The sequence below is a fragment of the Sphingobacterium ginsenosidimutans genome, assembly GCF_039536865.1.
Classification (GTDB): Bacteria; Bacteroidota; Bacteroidia; order Sphingobacteriales; family Sphingobacteriaceae; genus Sphingobacterium; species Sphingobacterium detergens.
This window is the reverse complement of record NZ_BAAAZK010000007.1, coordinates 1,796,478-1,813,449: the sequence shown is the minus strand read 5'-3', so window position 1 is coordinate 1,813,449 and position 16,972 is coordinate 1,796,478. Positions and strand designations below refer to the sequence as shown.

At 38.4% G+C, this 16,972-nt stretch carries 12 protein-coding genes; 7 read left to right on the top strand and 5 right to left on the bottom strand.

What is annotated here, in order from left to right; genetic code table 11:
* Positions 1–11: 11 nt before the first annotated feature.
* A complete protein-coding gene (locus ABFX33_RS19935) occupies positions 12–878 on the bottom strand; it encodes a helix-turn-helix domain-containing protein (protein WP_077432563.1) in 867 nt (288 codons plus the stop codon).
* Between the two features lie 378 nt (positions 879–1,256).
* Between ABFX33_RS19935 and ABFX33_RS19930 the strand changes: the two genes are divergently transcribed.
* Positions 1,257–2,465 carry an exo-beta-N-acetylmuramidase NamZ family protein gene (locus ABFX33_RS19930; protein ID WP_346087744.1) on the top strand — a complete coding sequence of 403 codons (1,209 nt, stop codon included), beginning with the start codon at positions 1,257–1,259 and terminating at the stop codon, positions 2,463–2,465.
* 108 nt (positions 2,466–2,573) lie between these two features.
* Entirely contained in the window at positions 2,574–3,830 is a 1,257-nt protein-coding gene (locus tag ABFX33_RS19925; RefSeq protein WP_346087743.1) for an outer membrane protein assembly factor BamB family protein, read from the top strand.
* Between the two features lie 32 nt (positions 3,831–3,862).
* Here the strand turns inward: ABFX33_RS19925 and ABFX33_RS19920 are convergent, their stop codons facing one another.
* Together ABFX33_RS19920 and ABFX33_RS19915 are read right to left on the bottom strand one after the other, a co-directional pair.
* Positions 3,863–4,213, bottom strand: a complete 351-nt coding sequence (locus tag ABFX33_RS19920) for a DUF2200 domain-containing protein (protein ID WP_257091956.1) — start codon at positions 4,211–4,213, stop codon at positions 3,863–3,865.
* A gap of 62 nt (positions 4,214–4,275) precedes the next feature.
* Entirely contained in the window at positions 4,276–4,845 is a 570-nt protein-coding gene (locus tag ABFX33_RS19915; protein ID WP_346087741.1) for a hypothetical protein, read from the bottom strand.
* Between the two features lie 225 nt (positions 4,846–5,070).
* Between ABFX33_RS19915 and ABFX33_RS19910 the strand changes: the two genes are divergently transcribed.
* Entirely contained in the window at positions 5,071–5,820 is a 750-nt protein-coding gene (locus ABFX33_RS19910; RefSeq protein WP_346087739.1) for a HesA/MoeB/ThiF family protein, read from the top strand.
* Positions 5,821–5,930: 110 nt separating this feature from the next.
* Positions 5,931–6,620, top strand: a complete 690-nt coding sequence (locus ABFX33_RS19905) for a hypothetical protein (protein WP_346087738.1) — start codon at positions 5,931–5,933, stop codon at positions 6,618–6,620.
* 14 nt (positions 6,621–6,634) lie between these two features.
* Here the strand turns inward: ABFX33_RS19905 and ABFX33_RS19900 are convergent, their stop codons facing one another.
* Positions 6,635–7,396 (bottom strand): response regulator transcription factor, encoded by a 762-nt coding sequence (locus ABFX33_RS19900; RefSeq protein WP_346087736.1) that lies wholly within the window; start codon positions 7,394–7,396, stop codon positions 6,635–6,637.
* A 777-nt stretch (positions 7,397–8,173) separates the two neighbouring features.
* Between ABFX33_RS19900 and ABFX33_RS19895 the strand changes: the two genes are divergently transcribed.
* From ABFX33_RS19895 to ABFX33_RS19885, 3 genes are all read left to right on the top strand, one after another.
* Positions 8,174–11,311, top strand: coding sequence for a GH92 family glycosyl hydrolase (locus tag ABFX33_RS19895; RefSeq protein ID WP_346087734.1), 3,138 nt, complete (start codon positions 8,174–8,176; stop codon positions 11,309–11,311).
* A gap of 478 nt (positions 11,312–11,789) precedes the next feature.
* Complete coding sequence (locus ABFX33_RS19890; protein WP_346087732.1) at positions 11,790–14,039, top strand: GH92 family glycosyl hydrolase; 2,250 nt, start codon at positions 11,790–11,792, stop codon at positions 14,037–14,039.
* 32 nt (positions 14,040–14,071) lie between these two features.
* Positions 14,072–16,315, top strand: coding sequence for a GH92 family glycosyl hydrolase (locus ABFX33_RS19885; RefSeq protein ID WP_346087730.1), 2,244 nt, complete (start codon positions 14,072–14,074; stop codon positions 16,313–16,315).
* Positions 16,316–16,397: 82 nt separating this feature from the next.
* Here the strand turns inward: ABFX33_RS19885 and ABFX33_RS19880 are convergent, their stop codons facing one another.
* Positions 16,398–16,940 (bottom strand): GNAT family N-acetyltransferase, encoded by a 543-nt coding sequence (locus ABFX33_RS19880; RefSeq protein WP_346087729.1) that lies wholly within the window; start codon positions 16,938–16,940, stop codon positions 16,398–16,400.
* Positions 16,941–16,972 lie beyond the last annotated feature (32 nt).

The following is a 16,972-nucleotide window of genomic DNA, read 5'->3' as shown; positions in this document are numbered from 1 at the left end:
TCTGAAAAATATTAAGTTGCCTTGTTACGATAAGAAGTAGGGGAAATTCCTACGATTTTTTTGAATAAACGGGAGAAATAGGAGGGATCAGAAAAATCCAGCTCATAACAGATATCGGCAATACTTTTATTTGATTCAAAAAGAAGAAATTGACTATGCATGATAAGTACTTCTAAGATCAGTTCTTTCGAAGACTTTTTGAACACCGAAAATACGCAGCGGTTTAGGTAATTGGTTGACACCGCGAGCCGGTCAGCATAAAAGCCGATATGTTTTTGTTTTTTGAAGTTTTTGTGCACAAGCTGTTTGAACATCATTGCAATTTCCTGCCTTCGGTTGAGTGCTTGATTGGAAGATGATAGCTTGATAATCTTTAGCAAAAGGGATTTTAGTAAACTTTCGAAGAGTTCTTTATAAGGAGACTCAGAAAGCAATTCATTATAGAGCAATTTGAATAGCTCGTTAAGGTCGGTACTATCCTGTGAAGCTAAGTTGAGCAGTGGTGAAATGTTAAAGATATTCAGGATCTCCTGTTCCCGAAAAATCGATGTCATCGCGTTATCGTTGATCAGTACACAATGTCCTTTTGCCGATTTGTCCACAGATTTGATCGTCGAAATATTTCCGTAGTTGCTAATCAGAATCGCTGGCGCTTTTACCACATATTCTTTTGCACCAATCTTGTGTTTAAAATGGCCTTCTGTTATATGTACAAGGAGATTGTATCCCAAAAAAATGGGCGGTGTAGGGAATTTAATATATGGAGCGATTTCACTAAGCTGGAAGATTTTGACGGGAGATTGCTGGTACCTCAGGTGTTCCAGACTACCAGTCATAAATCTATCTACAAATTCACCTGCATTTACCTGCTTTTCCATTTTTGTCCATTATGTTTTTGCAAAAACATCAAATTCTCCTATTTTCCGATTATTGCTATTCGTTGCAAACGGATTTAACGTAATATCAGGATAATATTTCAAAGGTAACGGGATAAAATAGGTTTGTCAATATAAAATATATGATGATTTTCAAAAATAGGTGCAATATACTACCATTGTCACTAATAACTAAACTCCATGATCACTTCTATGTAGGGGTGGAAAAGTAATCGGATTTTCTATCTATATAAAGCCGAGGTGGTAGTAATGACCGATGAGAATAATTTGGGAAAATGAAGGTTTATCATTAGCTTTAATACTTAGCAAAAGCTGAATCGTTTGTTTCTCAACGATTTCTTTATTATAAACCGAGCGAGTATGAAAATTGTATTTGTTTTTATATCCTTATTTTTTTCTGTTGTTGCTATTCGGGCACAGGACCGGATGAATTACTGTAATGATTACATCCAAACCGGTGCAGAGCGAACTGAGCAATATATACCTTACCTCAATGGTAAGCGGGTTGCTATTTTAGGTAACCCATCTACCGTGATCAAGAAAAAACATCTTGTGGATAGCCTACTCGCCAGAGGAATTAAAATCGTAAAAATATTTGGGCCTGAACATGGATTTCGTGGAAATGCCAGCAACGGAACAAAAGTGCGGGATGAAGTCGATCCAGCAACCAAAATTCCGGTGATCTCGCTCTATGGAAGTAAAAAAAAACCTTCAGCGAAAGACCTAAAAGATATTGATGTGTTCATCTTTGATGTACAAGATATGGGGGTAAGATTTTACACGAATATTAACACACTTCGGGACATCATGGAAGCCTGTGCCGAAAATGAGAAGGAACTCTTGATTTTAGATCGCCCTAATCCAAATGCGTATTTGGTCGATGGCCCTATATTGGATATGAAATATAAATCGGGTATCGGTCAGTTTCCGGTTCCGATTGCTCATGGGATGACAATCGCTGAATTTGCCCAGATGATTAACGGGGAAGGCTGGATGGCGACGACAAAAAAATGTAAGCTAAAGATCATACCCGTAGCGGCATATAATCATCAAATGTTATACAAACTTCCGGTTAATCCTTCTCCAAATTTAAATACCGAACAAAGTATTCTCCTCTATCCCAGTACTTGCCTTTTTGAAGGTGTAAAGATCAATCATGGAAGGGGGACGGATTATCCCTTTACCGTTTTTGGAAGTCCAGCCTATAAAGATGTATATCGTTTTTCGTTTACACCAGTGAGTAAAAAAGGAATGAGTGAGACACCACTCTTTATGAATGAAGTATGTTATGGTTTAGATCTACGTGAATATGATTTGCAGAAGCTGGTGGACAGTAAGAAAATAAATCTTTCCTGGATGCAGGAGCTCTATCGGAATTCTCCAGAAAAAGATAAATTCTTTGATCAGTCATTTTCCAAGCAGATTGGCAGTATAGAAAAATTGGTTGGTGTTGATTCCTTTCGACGACAGATAACTGAAGGTGTTTCAGAAGAAGAAATCCGGAAAAGCTGGGAGCCTGGATTAACGCGTTATAAGGAAATGAGAAAGAAATATCTTATTTATCCATAATCTATTTATGTGGCACAAGATTTTGTATGGAATTGTGGTTGTCCCTACAAATATGATAAGTGCCTATGGCAAGTTTATCTGAACCTAACTATTTAACCTGAAAAGTAAATGATGTTTAATCGAAAATATTATTGTTGTTATGTTGCTTTCTTATGGGGGCTTATCGCAAATCTAAACCAACTCTATGGGCAACAGCTAGCGCGGAGCTCAGATCGACAGAATTATATCAGCGATGCTGAAATTCGTTTACAGCCAACGGTAAAATGGAAGTTTCAGACTAAGGCACAAATATTTGCTTCTCCTATTGTTTTTAAGGATAAAGTGATCGTTGGTTCCTGTGACAGTAACCTTTATGCGCTGGATAAAACGAGCGGTAAAATAATATGGAAATATAAAACTGGAGGAGAAATCCGCTCCACAGTAGCTATCGATTCAAACCTGTTGTATTTTGTATGTTCAGATGGTCTGTTATATGCTCTAAGTATAGAAACGGGAGAAAGACGCTGGACCTTTGCCACACAAGGCGAAAAAAAACAGGATACTTGGGATTACTTTCATTCCTCACCAACAATCAGCGATGGAATCGTATATTTTGGATCCGGAGATAAGCATATTTATGCGGTTGATGGCAAGAGTGGAGAACTTCACTGGAAGTTTCCTACTGGAGGAATTGTCCATGCTTCGCCAACATTGGCAAAGGAGGGGGTAATGATTGGGAGTTTTGATGGTTACTTTTATTGTCTGGAGAAAAACGGGAAGTTGCGTTGGAAGTTCAAAACAATTGGTGAACGCTATTTTCCAAAAGGTGAAATTCAATTTCATGCCGTTGCTACCGATAGTACGGTCTATTTTGGAGCAAGGGATTTCAACATGTACGCATTGAATATCAAAGATGGGACCGGATATTGGGTATATCATCAACCGGGGAGCTGGACAAGTGTACCCAGCTTGTCAGGAGAGAAGTTGATTGTAACGATGTCAGACTCTTATAGCGTATTGGCCTTGGACAAAATAAATGGTACAAAACTGGTTGAACAGGCTGTTCCCCTAAACACTTTTAGTAGTGCAACCATTGCTGGTTCGAACGCATTTTTTGGTACATTGGATGGGGTCATTTATCGGTTTGATCTTGCGAAAGGAATTACGACACCTATTTTTCAGACAGAATCGAGTAAAAGAAATCGCCATCTATTTGTGGATGAGCAAGGGAAATTAAGAGGCGATTTGCAAGAGAAATACGCGCATGATATCAATGGGTTATTTACTGACTATTTGCAAATGGGCAGTATCTTTTCTACGATCTGGATAGCGGATAATACACTTTATTTTGGAGCTGCAGATGGTGCTGTTTATGCCATTGAATAATATCTGTGAGCTGTATTCGAACGTTGATTGATTTATTTTCTTAAAATTTTTTCCATTGACTTGCCCTTCGCCAGTTCATCAATCAGTTTATCTAAATAACGGACTTTTTGAACGAGTGGATCTTCAATATCTTCTATACGATAGCCGCAAATGACACCAGTAATCTTTGTTGCATTGGCATTGAAATGCGGTGCCTGGCTGAAAAAATGTTCAAAATCGGTTTTGTCGGCTATGATCTGTTGCAGGTCTTGGGTATTATAACCTGTTAACCAAAATATGATTTCATTGACTTCTTCTTTTGTGCGACCTTTTTTTTCTGCTTTTTGTATATAATGTGGATATACTCCAGCAAATGACATGCGGTAAATTCTAGTATTGTCCATTTTTCTACTGATAATCTTTTGTGGTTTTTGCTAATTTACCATTTTTTTGATGTGAAATTTCTTTACAATATCATTTTTCCTGTCGTTTTATCAAAAGTAATGGTTTTGTTGATACCTCCATAAAAGAGTGTAATGCGAAGCATTTTATCCGTTTCCGAATTGAAAATGATGTCTTTTGCACTCCCTATTCTTAGGGTAGTCCCGTCATTATTTAATGCATTGTCGGTACAGCTAAGCACCCGCTTTTCAATTATTCCTTTTTTCTCAATTATTTCTAACCAAGGTGGGGATAAAACACTATATCCAACGATTTGTGCACGATAATTTTCGTTTAAATCTTTCGTCGTCCGTAGACCGAAAGAAGACATGGACAATACCAATGTATAAAAGGGTAGCATCATTGGCAGGATGCTACAAATTAACCCCAATAGTAATCCAGACAACATAATCTTTGCCAGGATCTTTTTCCAGAAAATGACGATTACGGTCATAGTCAGTCCTAGCCATATCCAGAAAAGTAAAACGTCACTATAATAGCCGATTAAACTTATTTTTTCCAGGTAGTAAGCGAGCATATCCATACCCAGTAATAGCGTAATGACAATATATAGTATTTGTATTTTACTTTTCATTGTAGTGATTTGTTGTTTAAAATAGGATTTTTTTTTGCATAGATTTTATTCAGACCTTGAATATGATTGAATCTATTGTAACAGTAAATATAATGAATGGAAACAATATCGATATGTGCTATTAGGTGCTTGTAAGAAAGAATCTTTAAGGTTAATTGATAAAGATGATGTAATAATTTTTAAATTATAGTCCTATCTTTATAGGATACAAAATTGTCTTAAAAAATGAGTTTGAGATATAAACGTAATAACATTCATATAAAGGAAGAAGAACAGCAACGTATTCAGGATTTTCCGGTGCTTATTGGGGGCTGCGGTATTGGGAGCTACATCGCTGAGTGTCTGTTGCGGATGGGATTTGAAAATTTGATCATTATCGATGGTGATATTGTGGAACTGACCAATCTTAATCGCCAGAATTATGTGGAAGGAGATATCGGTATAAATAAAGCTATGGCTCTAAAAGAACGATTGATGGCTATTAATCCCGAAGCAAAGATTACGGCTTATCCCGAATTTCTTGATCGAAATAATTTGTATAGCTTTGATTTAAACTGTAAGATCGCTATTAATGCCCTGGATTTTTCCACCGATATCCCTTTTTTATTTGATGAATACATGGCACAGAAAAATATCCCTGTTGTTCATCCGTACAATTTGGGCTGGGCCGGTTTTTTAACTGTCATTACACCAGAGAGTCACAATTTACGCTCTTTGAATAAAGAACATCACGCATTTGAAATAAACGTAGGGAAATTTATTGTTGAGAGACTACAGGAAAAGAACATTGATACAAAATGGTTGGAAGATTTTCTTTCGGAATATGGTGAAATCGCAATGGATTCACCGCCACCACAGTTATCGTTGGGGTTATATTTATTAGCTGGAATGGTATGCCAGGTTGTTTTCAATATTGCTACGGACAAAGCGATAAGGGTTTTTCCTGAATCGTACTATTTATCTATGCGTGAGTAAAATAAGCTATAATAATTACAATAATTATTATACTTTTGTATTGTATCTACGTCTCCGTGCGAATCTAATCAACAAAGGCTATTTTGTAAATAATATTGAATTTCAACTGCATGAACTGGACTCCAGAAAATTATTATTTTACGAAACTTAATAGTGCAGAACTGCCTGAACTTATTCATTTTTATTTGGTTACCGTCCAAGAACACTATAAACTGGATGAGTATTCTAAAGAAGATTATGATATCGATTATAAATCATTGATAGGGGAGGATTCAGCTTTTTTTGATCAGTCTATTTATTATGTTCTGCGGAGTAAGACAAATAATGCCATCCATGCTTCGATTCGGATTACCTATTGGGATAAGGAAATCTGCCTGCCTATTCAGAAGTTATTCGGTATTAAAACCAAAGATCTGTTGGTTCCCGAAGTAGACAATTTTTGGCATATCGGGCGCTTTGTAATTTCTGGGAAAATTATTGGAAATCGGATTAATATTCTCAAAAAAATGCTCTTTGATGCCTTTTATGGTCCCTACAGTTTGGGGAATGGTTTAATAATTGCCGAATGCGACCGGAAAGTGGTGAACACGCTACGTAAACTGGAAATTGAATCTTACCAATTGGGAGATCCGATTATTTACTTTTATTCCGAAACACTGCCCATTTATATCAAATCCCAATGGCTAGAAACCTTTATCAAAAAAAATAAGATTTCACAGTGCAGTACCGGGAATGATAAGGATATTCAAAAATTTATAGCCATGTCAAAAGATATGTTGTTAGATTCCAAAAACAATTAGTACTGAAAGAGCCATTAAAAAAGAGACAACTCGATCGCTAATGCTGTAGCTTCCGTTATACTCTTTACTTTTAACTTTGAAAATATCTGTTTTTTGTGAAATTTAACGGTATCAATCGAAACATAGAGTCTATCAGCAATCTGATCCATTGTAAGCCCCTGCGCTGAAAAAAGTAGTATATCCTTTTCTCGGGGTTTTAATTTAACGCGCGGAGTTTCTACCCAAATATCTTTGACTAGATCATATTCAAATTGCCTCCCATCTTCATCCGATTTGAATCTGATGTTGCCTGCATTGGGGTGTGAAGACATAGAAACTAAACAGAGTGCGATCCATGGGTTTGAATGGTTGTCCAGAAGCAAGGGTTTCAATTTGTGGTTTACAAGTAATGGTTTGCTACCGGGCTGTTTCAGATGAAAGTCATATGATATGGAATATTTTAAACGGTCATCGGCAGTTAATTTGCCATAGAAATCAAAGCCAACATCGTTTATTTTCTTTAATAAATGAAGATCATCTTCTGGGACATTACTTACATAATGATGATAGCCTTCTTTCATTACTTCCGCAGGTGTACTTCCACATAAAAAAATAGGGTTGTCGGAAACAAATAAAAAACTTTTCTTTGAATAATCTATAAGATAGATGCTCTGATATGTTAGTCGGCTTAAGGATCTTGCGAAATTAATAAATGCATTTACGATCTCATAATCATCTTCGCTAAAGTTGTCTTTAACATGTATCGGCTTAAAAAAATCTTCAATTTTTATTTTCATAGTGTAAATCACAAAGATGATCTATTGTCGCTTCGAAATTTCCAATTAGACTGATCTTATTTCTGTTCGCAAATTAAAGAAATAACAGCCCAGTCTAAAGTAATTAACGAAAAATAGGCTTTTCTGACCTTTATATGTCTATTTAAGACTTTGGTTAACAGAGCATTCAATTTTTTCATTAAACCTTTATGACATAATATCCTACACAAATGGGTAGAATATCATTCCCCTTGATAAAATGTCGTATTTTACTTTCTATCTTTGATATTGTCGAAGCAATTTAAAATTATATAAATATAGTCTATTGGATTCAAAATACCCAATGGTATATCTTGCTTTATGTAGGATTTTAGTAAAGATTTTAATCCCATGACAGCTTCTAAGAAAATATATTCCTAATATTCCCCCTGGTTATTACCATTTTTAATTCAATCTGACTGGACGAAGTGATCCTTAACTTTAGTGTATTACAAATGCTTTAAATGGGATTCTTATATAAATTAGTATGTATGTACATTTATTTTTTTTTACTTGATATTTCTTGTTTTTTATAGTATTATTGTATGCTGAATCTAATTTTTAATGCTTTTTATTGTGTTTTTGGCCTCTTTTGTTATGTATATACAATTTGGCAAAGGTTGATTGTTTGAATAATTGGGAGATGGTTAAGATTTATAAATCTTAATTTGGAGTGGGATGATAAATTGAAACATGCAAAAGAACTGAATACTTGGATAGGCATTTATAGCATACTTTTTATTATAAAATCCATCAATTATGAAAATGCATTTCCCCATTTCCGTTTTCACCAGCTTACTGTTAATGACAGGACAGCTTGTTTCGGGGCAAGAGAATACCATTTGGCAACTGGGCAGTTCAGATGGCTCCAGCAGAGAGTTCGCACTGGCTCCACACGATTACAAGAAATTTCTGGAACATGATTTTGGCTACGAAGACAATTACTTTGTGGTTGGGCAATCTTCGTTGTCAAGAGATCTGCCTTACGTGTTACCCGGACCAGCCAATGGATGGGGCGGGACTGGTGGAACCTCTGGCCTAAGGACCCATTTTTTGAATTTATACAGTGTATTAAGTGGTCAAGTTGAAAACGGGAAATGGGCTCTGGAAGTAAAATTGGCAAATAGTGATCCTCAGAATAAACCGACCTTACAAATCGCGATCAATGGTAAATCCCATAATTACGAACTGAAGAATGGTGACGGCCCCATTGATCCTGTAGGTACGGGTTCAAAGTCTGGAGCTTCTACGATCCAGATAGCATTGCCTGAGCATCTTATTTCGGAGGGATTTAACCAGGTTACACTTACGGTAATAAAAGGGGGGTGGGTTGAGTTTGACTCCTTTAAATTATTGGGTCCTCAACAGGTGAAATTGTTGAAAGATTACACTTCAATAATCAAAGAGGTACGGCAATCGGATTTTGAACTGAAAAAAGGAAACGAGCGCATACAGTATATGCTCCTTGATATCTTGAAATTGAAAGATGATGAGCGTATAAAAGTGTTGTTGGATGGAAAGAAAATCTATGATAAAACTCATGAGAAGGGCCTATCTCGACTTGAGATTCCAATGCCTTATGCATCGAAAGAGGTACGAAGTAAATATGCAATATATATCAACGATAAATTAATTCAAACATCTTCTATAAAACGATCTCCCAAAAGATTGGGTGGGGTCTCGGATTATGTCAACACCATGATAGGGGCTGCACATTCCAGATGGATGCTGGCACCGGGACCGTGGATGCCATTTGGAATGGTAAAGATTAGTCCCGATAATCAAAATATTGGCTGGCAGGCTGGTTATGAACCTTCAATAGAATCTATTGGTACATTTAGCCATATACACGAATGGACAATGGCTGGACTGGGCACATTTCCAACAGCAGGCCAGTTGAAGACTAGTGTCGGAGACCAATATAGTACGCATTCAGGGTATCGTTCGGCAATAGATAAAGCAAGTGAACAGGCTCCATTGGGATACTATGCCGTTCATCTTCTTGACCAGGATATTGACGCAAAGTTAACCGCAGGAACACGCTCCAGTTTCCAGAAATATACCTATCATAAATCAGATACTGGACGTATTATGATTGATCTTAAAGTGAACGGAGAATATGATTATAAGATCAAAGACCTCTCTCTTAAAAAGGTTTCTGATTATAAGGTTATTGGCTACAGTAACCAATTGTCCGAAAATGTTTGGTCTACCGATGCGAAACAAGATTATATTGTCTATTTCGTCATGGAGTTTGATAAACCGATTATCAATTTCGGAACTTGGCATAATGGTCGCGTAACAGATCAGTCTGATCTGGTTGCCGACAGCGCTCAATCCGCTGGTATGTATGTAGAGTTCGATGTTCGTAAAAACAAGGAAGTGCAGCTGCGGACCGGGATTTCCTATGTCAGTATCGCCAATGCTGCAGAAAATTTAAAAACAGAACTTTCAGATCCATTTGGATGGTCTTTTGAACGTGTGGTCGCCAACCAACATCGGGTGTGGAATGAATTATTGGGGCGCCTGGAGATAAAAAGTGATGACTATTTGGAAAAAGAGAAGTTTTATACAAATATGTATCGTACCCTGGCAAGCCGTAATACATTTAGCGACGTTAACGGGCAATGGCGCTCTTCTGATGAGACGATCAGAACGATGAAACATCCGGGGGACCTTGCCCTGGGCTGTGATGCATTTTGGAATACGTTCTGGAATTTAAACCAATTCTGGAATCTGGTTACACCGGAATGGTCGAATAAATGGGTGCGTTCGCAATTGGCTATGTATGATGCAGACGGTTGGCTGGCAAAAGGGCCTGCTGGTATGGAATATATTCCAGTGATGGTTGCTGAACACGAGATTCCTTTGATTGTAGGGGCCTATCAGATGGGAATACGTGATTACGATGTCACAAAGGCATTTGAAGCGATCAAGAAAATGCAGACAACAAGTCCGCTAAAATTTGAAGGTGGCTTTGCCGGTAACCGGGATCTGGATGTTTATCTGAAGTATAAGTATGTGCCTTATGACCTGGGACGTTTCTCAAATTCCTTGGAGTATAGTTTTGACGATTGGACTGTAGGACAATTTGCAAAATCCTTGGGAAAGGAAAAAGAATACAGTTATTTTAATGATAGAGGGAGCTGGTGGAAGAATGCGATAGATGTTAAAAGTGGCTATGCGCGGATGAAAGATGCCAAGGGGCAATGGTACCAGGACTTTGATCCCTTTAAATCTGGAGCCAATCATCATTATGTTGAAGGAAATGCATGGCAGTTGACATTCTTTGTGCCTCAGGATATTCCTGCATTGGCTAAAATGATTGGTGAGGATGTGTTTCTAAAGCGTTTGGAATGGGGGTTCGGAGAAAGTGAAAAATGGCGATATAATGGACCAAATGATCAATACTGGGATTATCCGGTTGTGCAGGGAAATCAACAGTCTATGCATTTCGCCTATATTTTTAACTGGTTGAACAAACCATGGCTTACACAAAAATGGAGCCGGTCTATCGGGGAACGATATTACGGACAGGGTATTTCTAACGCATATCTAGGAGATGAGGATCAAGGACAGATGAGCGCTTGGTATATCATGAATGCAATCGGATTATTTCAGCTAGACGGAGGAACGCGAACAAAGCCAATTTATGAAATTGGTAGTCCATCTTTTGAAGAAATTAAGATTAAGTTGGGACGGCAATATGGGCGAGGAGATCAATTCACTATTAAAGCTAAAAATGCAAGCAAAAAGAATATGTATGTGCAGCGCGCAACTCTAAACGGTAAACCGCTACAGACATTCTATTTTGACGCTGCGGAATTGCTAAAAGGAGGTGAACTAGTTTTGGAAATGGGGGATAAACCGAATATGCAATGGGGCTTGTCACATTAATCACGTATCATTGAGAGGACTTTAATGGGAGATGATATCTTCAGATTGTAGTTTTCCGCAACGAACGGCACCGTTTGTTAAAGTTTGGTTAAACATAAAAGAATAGGATAACAAAGCTCGGGGAATGGCGTTATCAATGTAGTTTTCATAATTTAGGTTAATAATTGGTTAGTTAGTAAAAATCCTGAAGTTCCCCGCTTCAGGATTTTTTGTTGAATGATCTTTCTCCTTGGATCTAACCTGCATTAGCGACTATATTTTGATCATACGACTATACTTTAAGATACCTATCGGATTGATGAATTCGCATCTATTTTCAGTCTTGCTAAATCCTATTAACATTGTAAAATGATAGATATAACTGCTGTCGATATTTGTAAATCTTTGGTATTATCAGTAGTATTGTGACTACACTTAAAAATGTGCAATCTACTGTTCATTGTATCAGAAAAAAGTAGATTGTCTTTATCAAGATGATATGATCAAGTTTATCCGTTATTTTCTTTTGGGATTATTTGTTTGGGAGCAAGCGGCTGCGCAAAAACTACCAACCGACTATGTCAATCCTTTTATTGGTACCAGTAACTATGGTACAACCAATCCCGGTGCTCAGGTACCTCATGGTCTAATGAATGTGTCTCCCTTTAATGTGATGGGTTCATCACTTAATGCCTTTGATAAGGATGCACGTTGGTGGTCTACACCTTACGAACATAGCAATAGCTATTTTACCGGTTTTTCACATGTCAATCTGAGTGGTGTAGGTTGTCCTGATATGGGAAGTTTGTTGCTGATGCCAACGGCTGGAAAACTAGAAGTCGACTACCATCAATATGGAAGTACTTATACACAGGAAGAGGCTCATCCAGGTTATTATAGTAATGTGTTAAAAAAATACGGTATCAAAACTGAGACATCCGCAACTGCTCGTGTGGGTGTATCTAAATTTACTTTCCCTAAAGGGCAGGCTAATATTCTACTCAATTTAGGCGAGGGACTGACGAATGAAACGGGGGCCACGGTTCGCTATGTCAGTGATACGGAACTTGAAGGTTCGAAATTATTGGGTTCGTTCTGTTATACCAACAATCAGGCCGTATATCCGATTTTCTTCGTGATGCGAGTGAATAAAAAGCCCGCAAAGAAAGGTTACTGGAAATTTCAGCGTGCCGGTGAAAAATGGGAGAATGATTGGAATAAAGATGCGGGCAAATACAAGATTTTTACCGATTATTCGAGCCAATTGTCTGGAGACGATCTTGGGGCATTCTTGAGTTTTGATGTTCAGGAAAATGAGAGCTTAGAGGTTCAGTTGGCGGTATCTTTCGTAAGCGTTGAAAATGCACGAAAAAATCTGGAAGTCGAGCAACCTGGTTTTGGATTTGAGCGGATCAGGACACAAGCTTCATCTTTGTGGAATAATGAATTATCAAGAATTCAGGTTGAAGGAGGTACCGGAGATCAAAAAACGGTATTTTATACGGCTATGTATCATGCCATGATTCATCCAAATATTTTACAGGATGTTAACGGCGAATATCCGGCTATGGAAAATAGAAAGACCCTTGTTGCGGATCATAATCGTTACACCGTATTCTCTTTATGGGATACGTACAGAAATGTACAGCCGCTCATGTCGTTGGTCTATCCAGATAAACAGGTTGGAATGATTCGTTCCATGATTGATATTTATAAAGAAAATGGATGGATGCCTAAGTGGGAACTTTATAGCCGTGAAAGCTATACCATGGACGGTGATCCAGCAGTACCTGTGATCGTTGATGCCTGGATGAAAGGCATTCGGGACTATGATATCAATACAGCTTATGAGGCTTTTTTGAAGTCGGCGACGACAACGGATTCGACGAATCGAATCCGTCCGGACAATGCCGATTATGTCAAGTATGGTTATGTTCCTCTTCGCGATTCTTTTGATAATTCAGTTTCCCATGCGATTGAATACTATGTTGCTGATTGGAATTTAGCACAGTTGGCCAACTCATTGGGGAAAACTAAAGACGCACAGACTTTTGGTAAGAGAGCACAGGGGTACAAACATTACTATTCTCCAGAGTATGGAACCTTTCGACCTATTCTTCCCAATGGCTCGTTTTTGACACCTTTCAATCCATTGATGGGGGCTAATTTTGAGCCTAACCATGGATTCCATGAAGGGAATGCCTGGAATTATAGTTTTGCAATACCATTTGATATCCCTGGTTTAGTTCAACTGATGGGCGGTAAAAGGAAATTTGTGGACAGATTACAGGCTACCTTTGATAAAGGGTATTTTGATGTTACCAACGAACCTGACATGCTTTATCCACATGTTTTTTCGGAAATAAAAGGTGAGGAATGGCGTACGCAAAAGTTGGTTAAGCAAATTCTGGATAAACATTTTACGAATAGTCCCGGTGGGATCCCAGGAAATGATGATACAGGAACAATGTCGACCTGGGCATTAATGAATATGATAGGGATTTACCCTTTTTGTCCCGGCAGACCAGATTATACGATCGTTACGCCGGTATTTGATAAAGTAACTATTCAACTTGATAAAAAGTATTACCCTAAGTCTGATCGTGTGACCATTAGACGCCAAAAAGAGGGCAATGGAGAATTCATCAAAAAAATTATCGTCGATGGAAAGCCATTAGGAGGTTTTAAAATTAGTCATCAAGTTTTGGTCAATAGCAAAGATATCCTGATTGTTACGGGAGACAGATAAATGACACGCAGATTAAAGAAGCTATCTACACTATGAAATATATGAAATACCTGGCATGCGCAGGTTTATTGGGAATACTGAGCTGTGCCTCACAGCGGGATTCGGCTGAAGGTTCTTATGCAAAATCAGTCAATCCTTTTATAGGGACGGATTTTACGGGTAACACCTATCCTGGAGCACAATCGCCCTTTGGTATGGTACAATTGAGCCCAGATAATGGATTGCCCGGTTGGGATCGTATTTCGGGTTATTTTTATCCCGATAGCACGATTTCGGGCTTTAGTCATACCCATTTAAGTGGGACGGGAGCTGGGGATCTATATGATATATCGTTTATGCCAGTTACCTTGCCTTATCATGAGGCCGTGGCGCCTTTGGGTATTCATTCCAAGTTTTCGCATCAAAACGAACAGGCACATGCGGGGTACTATAAAGTAAAGTTGACAGACTATAATATCGATGTAGAGCTAACGGCAACCCCACGTTGCGGTATCCAACGTTATACATTCCCTGAGGCTCAATCGGCTATTTTTTTGGATCTAAAGAAAGCAATGAACTGGGATGCCACAATAGATTCATACATCGAGGTGGTTGATTCGGTCACTGTGCGTGGCTACCGATTTTCAGAAGGCTGGGCCAGAGGCCAACGTGTCTATTTTGAAACCCGATTTTCAAAGCCGTTTACTGCAGTTCACATCGATAGCTCGGCGATACAGTCAAGTGTTGACAGCATAACAAAAACGACCAAACGTATTGGTACTGCTTTCACGGCACGTTTTGATTTTAAAACATCTACTGGTGAACAAGTAACGCTTAGCACAGCTCTTTCGGGGGTAAGTATGGATGGTGCTTCCAAAAACCTGAAAGCTGAGGTGCCAACAGATGATTTTGATCACTATTTAAAACAAGCTGAGAATAACTGGAACAAAGAGCTTGGTAAGATTGCTATTCAGACTACAGACAAAGAAGCTAAAGTAAAGTTCTATACAGCATTGTACCATTCGATGTTGGCCCCTACCATATTTGGAGACGTAGATGGGACTTATTTTGGAGCGGATAGAAAAATACATCAGGCTGAAGGTTGGACCAATTACAGTACTTTTTCGCTTTGGGACACCTATCGCGCTTCACATCCTCTATTTACTTATCTTGATCCAAATCGGGTAAATGATATGGTGAAATCATTTATTGCATTTTACGAACAGCATGGTCGCTTGCCTGTATGGAATATCTATGGCAGTGAAACCGATATGATGATTGGCAATCATGCAATCCCAGTTATTGTGGACGCTTATTTGAAAGGAATAGGTGATTTTGATGTCAATAAAGCGCTGGAAGCTTGTGTGGCAACAGCAAACATAGACAACTATAGAGGTATTGGGTTGTATAAAAAGTTGGGTTATGTACCTTATGATGTTGTGGATAAATACAATGCTGAGAACTGGTCTTTGTCACGCACACTCGAATATGCATTTGATGATCATTGTATTGCGGTTATGGCGGATAAGATGGGGAACAAGGCGGTGGCAACTACGTTTTTTGCAAGAGCAAAAAATTATAAAAATGTCTATAATCCCACTACATCATTTATGCAACCGCGTGACAGTCATGGTGTTTTTGTAACGCCATTTGATCCAGAGGAATATAGTGCACATATCTGTGAAAGCAATGCTTGGCAATACTTCTGGTCTGTTCAACATGATATTCCGGGATTGATCAATCTCGTCGGCGGAAATGAACGCTTTGGGCAGAAATTGGATAGCATGTTTACCTTCCACCCATCAGACACCAGTAAACTACCTATTTTCAGTACGGGCATGATTGGACAATATGCACATGGAAATGAACCAAGTCATCACGCTATATATTTGTTTAACGCGATTGGGCAACCATGGAAAACACAGCAATATGCTGCCGAAGTGATGGAAAAACTTTATCTAAATAATCCGTCAGGGTTAAGCGGGAATGATGATTGCGGACAGATGTCTGCTTGGTATGTATTCAGTGCGCTGGGTTTTTATCCAGTAGATCCAGTGAGTGGAAGGTATGAAATCGGTACGCCATTGTTTGAACATAGCGAATTTAAACTTGCGAATGGGAAAAAGTTTACTGTCAAAGCGGATCATGTAAATAAAACCAATATTTACATCCAGTCGGTTACTTTGGATGGAAAGCCTCTTGAAACAAGTTATATCACACATGAGCAGATCATGTCTGGAGCTACCCTTGTTTTCCAAATGGGAAGCAAACCTGGTCCGGTGTGGTACAAAAAATAGTCAGGAGCAATATCATTGTTTTTGTCAACAGAACCTCCAATAAGTTAACAGTTATTGGAGGTTCTTTTTGCGAATAACAATACTATTCAAGGTTTTTATAAAAGTAGGTTGTACTACAGGGGCTACCATTGGGAAAAAGTGCATAATTTGGAATGTTTCCCACGACCTTCCAGCCACGTTTTAAGTACAAAGCATGAGCTGGGCTATCTGTTACAGTATCTAACACCAGTAGTGATTTTCTCTTTTTTTTCGCAATGAATTCCAGATGTTGCAATAAATTTTCCGCTATACCAAGACGTCGAAAAGCGGAATGCACCAACATTTTTGCTACATCGGCCCGATGAGGCTGATTTTGAGGAAGGTCTATTTGTAATTGTACGGTCCCAACGATTTGGTGGGATGAGCTGTCTTTTGCAACAAGTAGCACTGTTTTTTCTTGCTGGACCTTCGCCAGGACATTGTTCCAGAATTCTCTTGCTTTTTCTTCGCTTAAGTCCTGCATAAATCCCACTGAGGCCCCTCCTTGGACAATATCCAATGTTAATGCGACCAGGTCGGAAACGGCTATGTTATTTGCTTCCTTTAATTCTTCAATGTGGATATTTCTCTTATCAGAAATAAGCATAGTTATTTTATGGTTTTTATTAGCGTGAAATA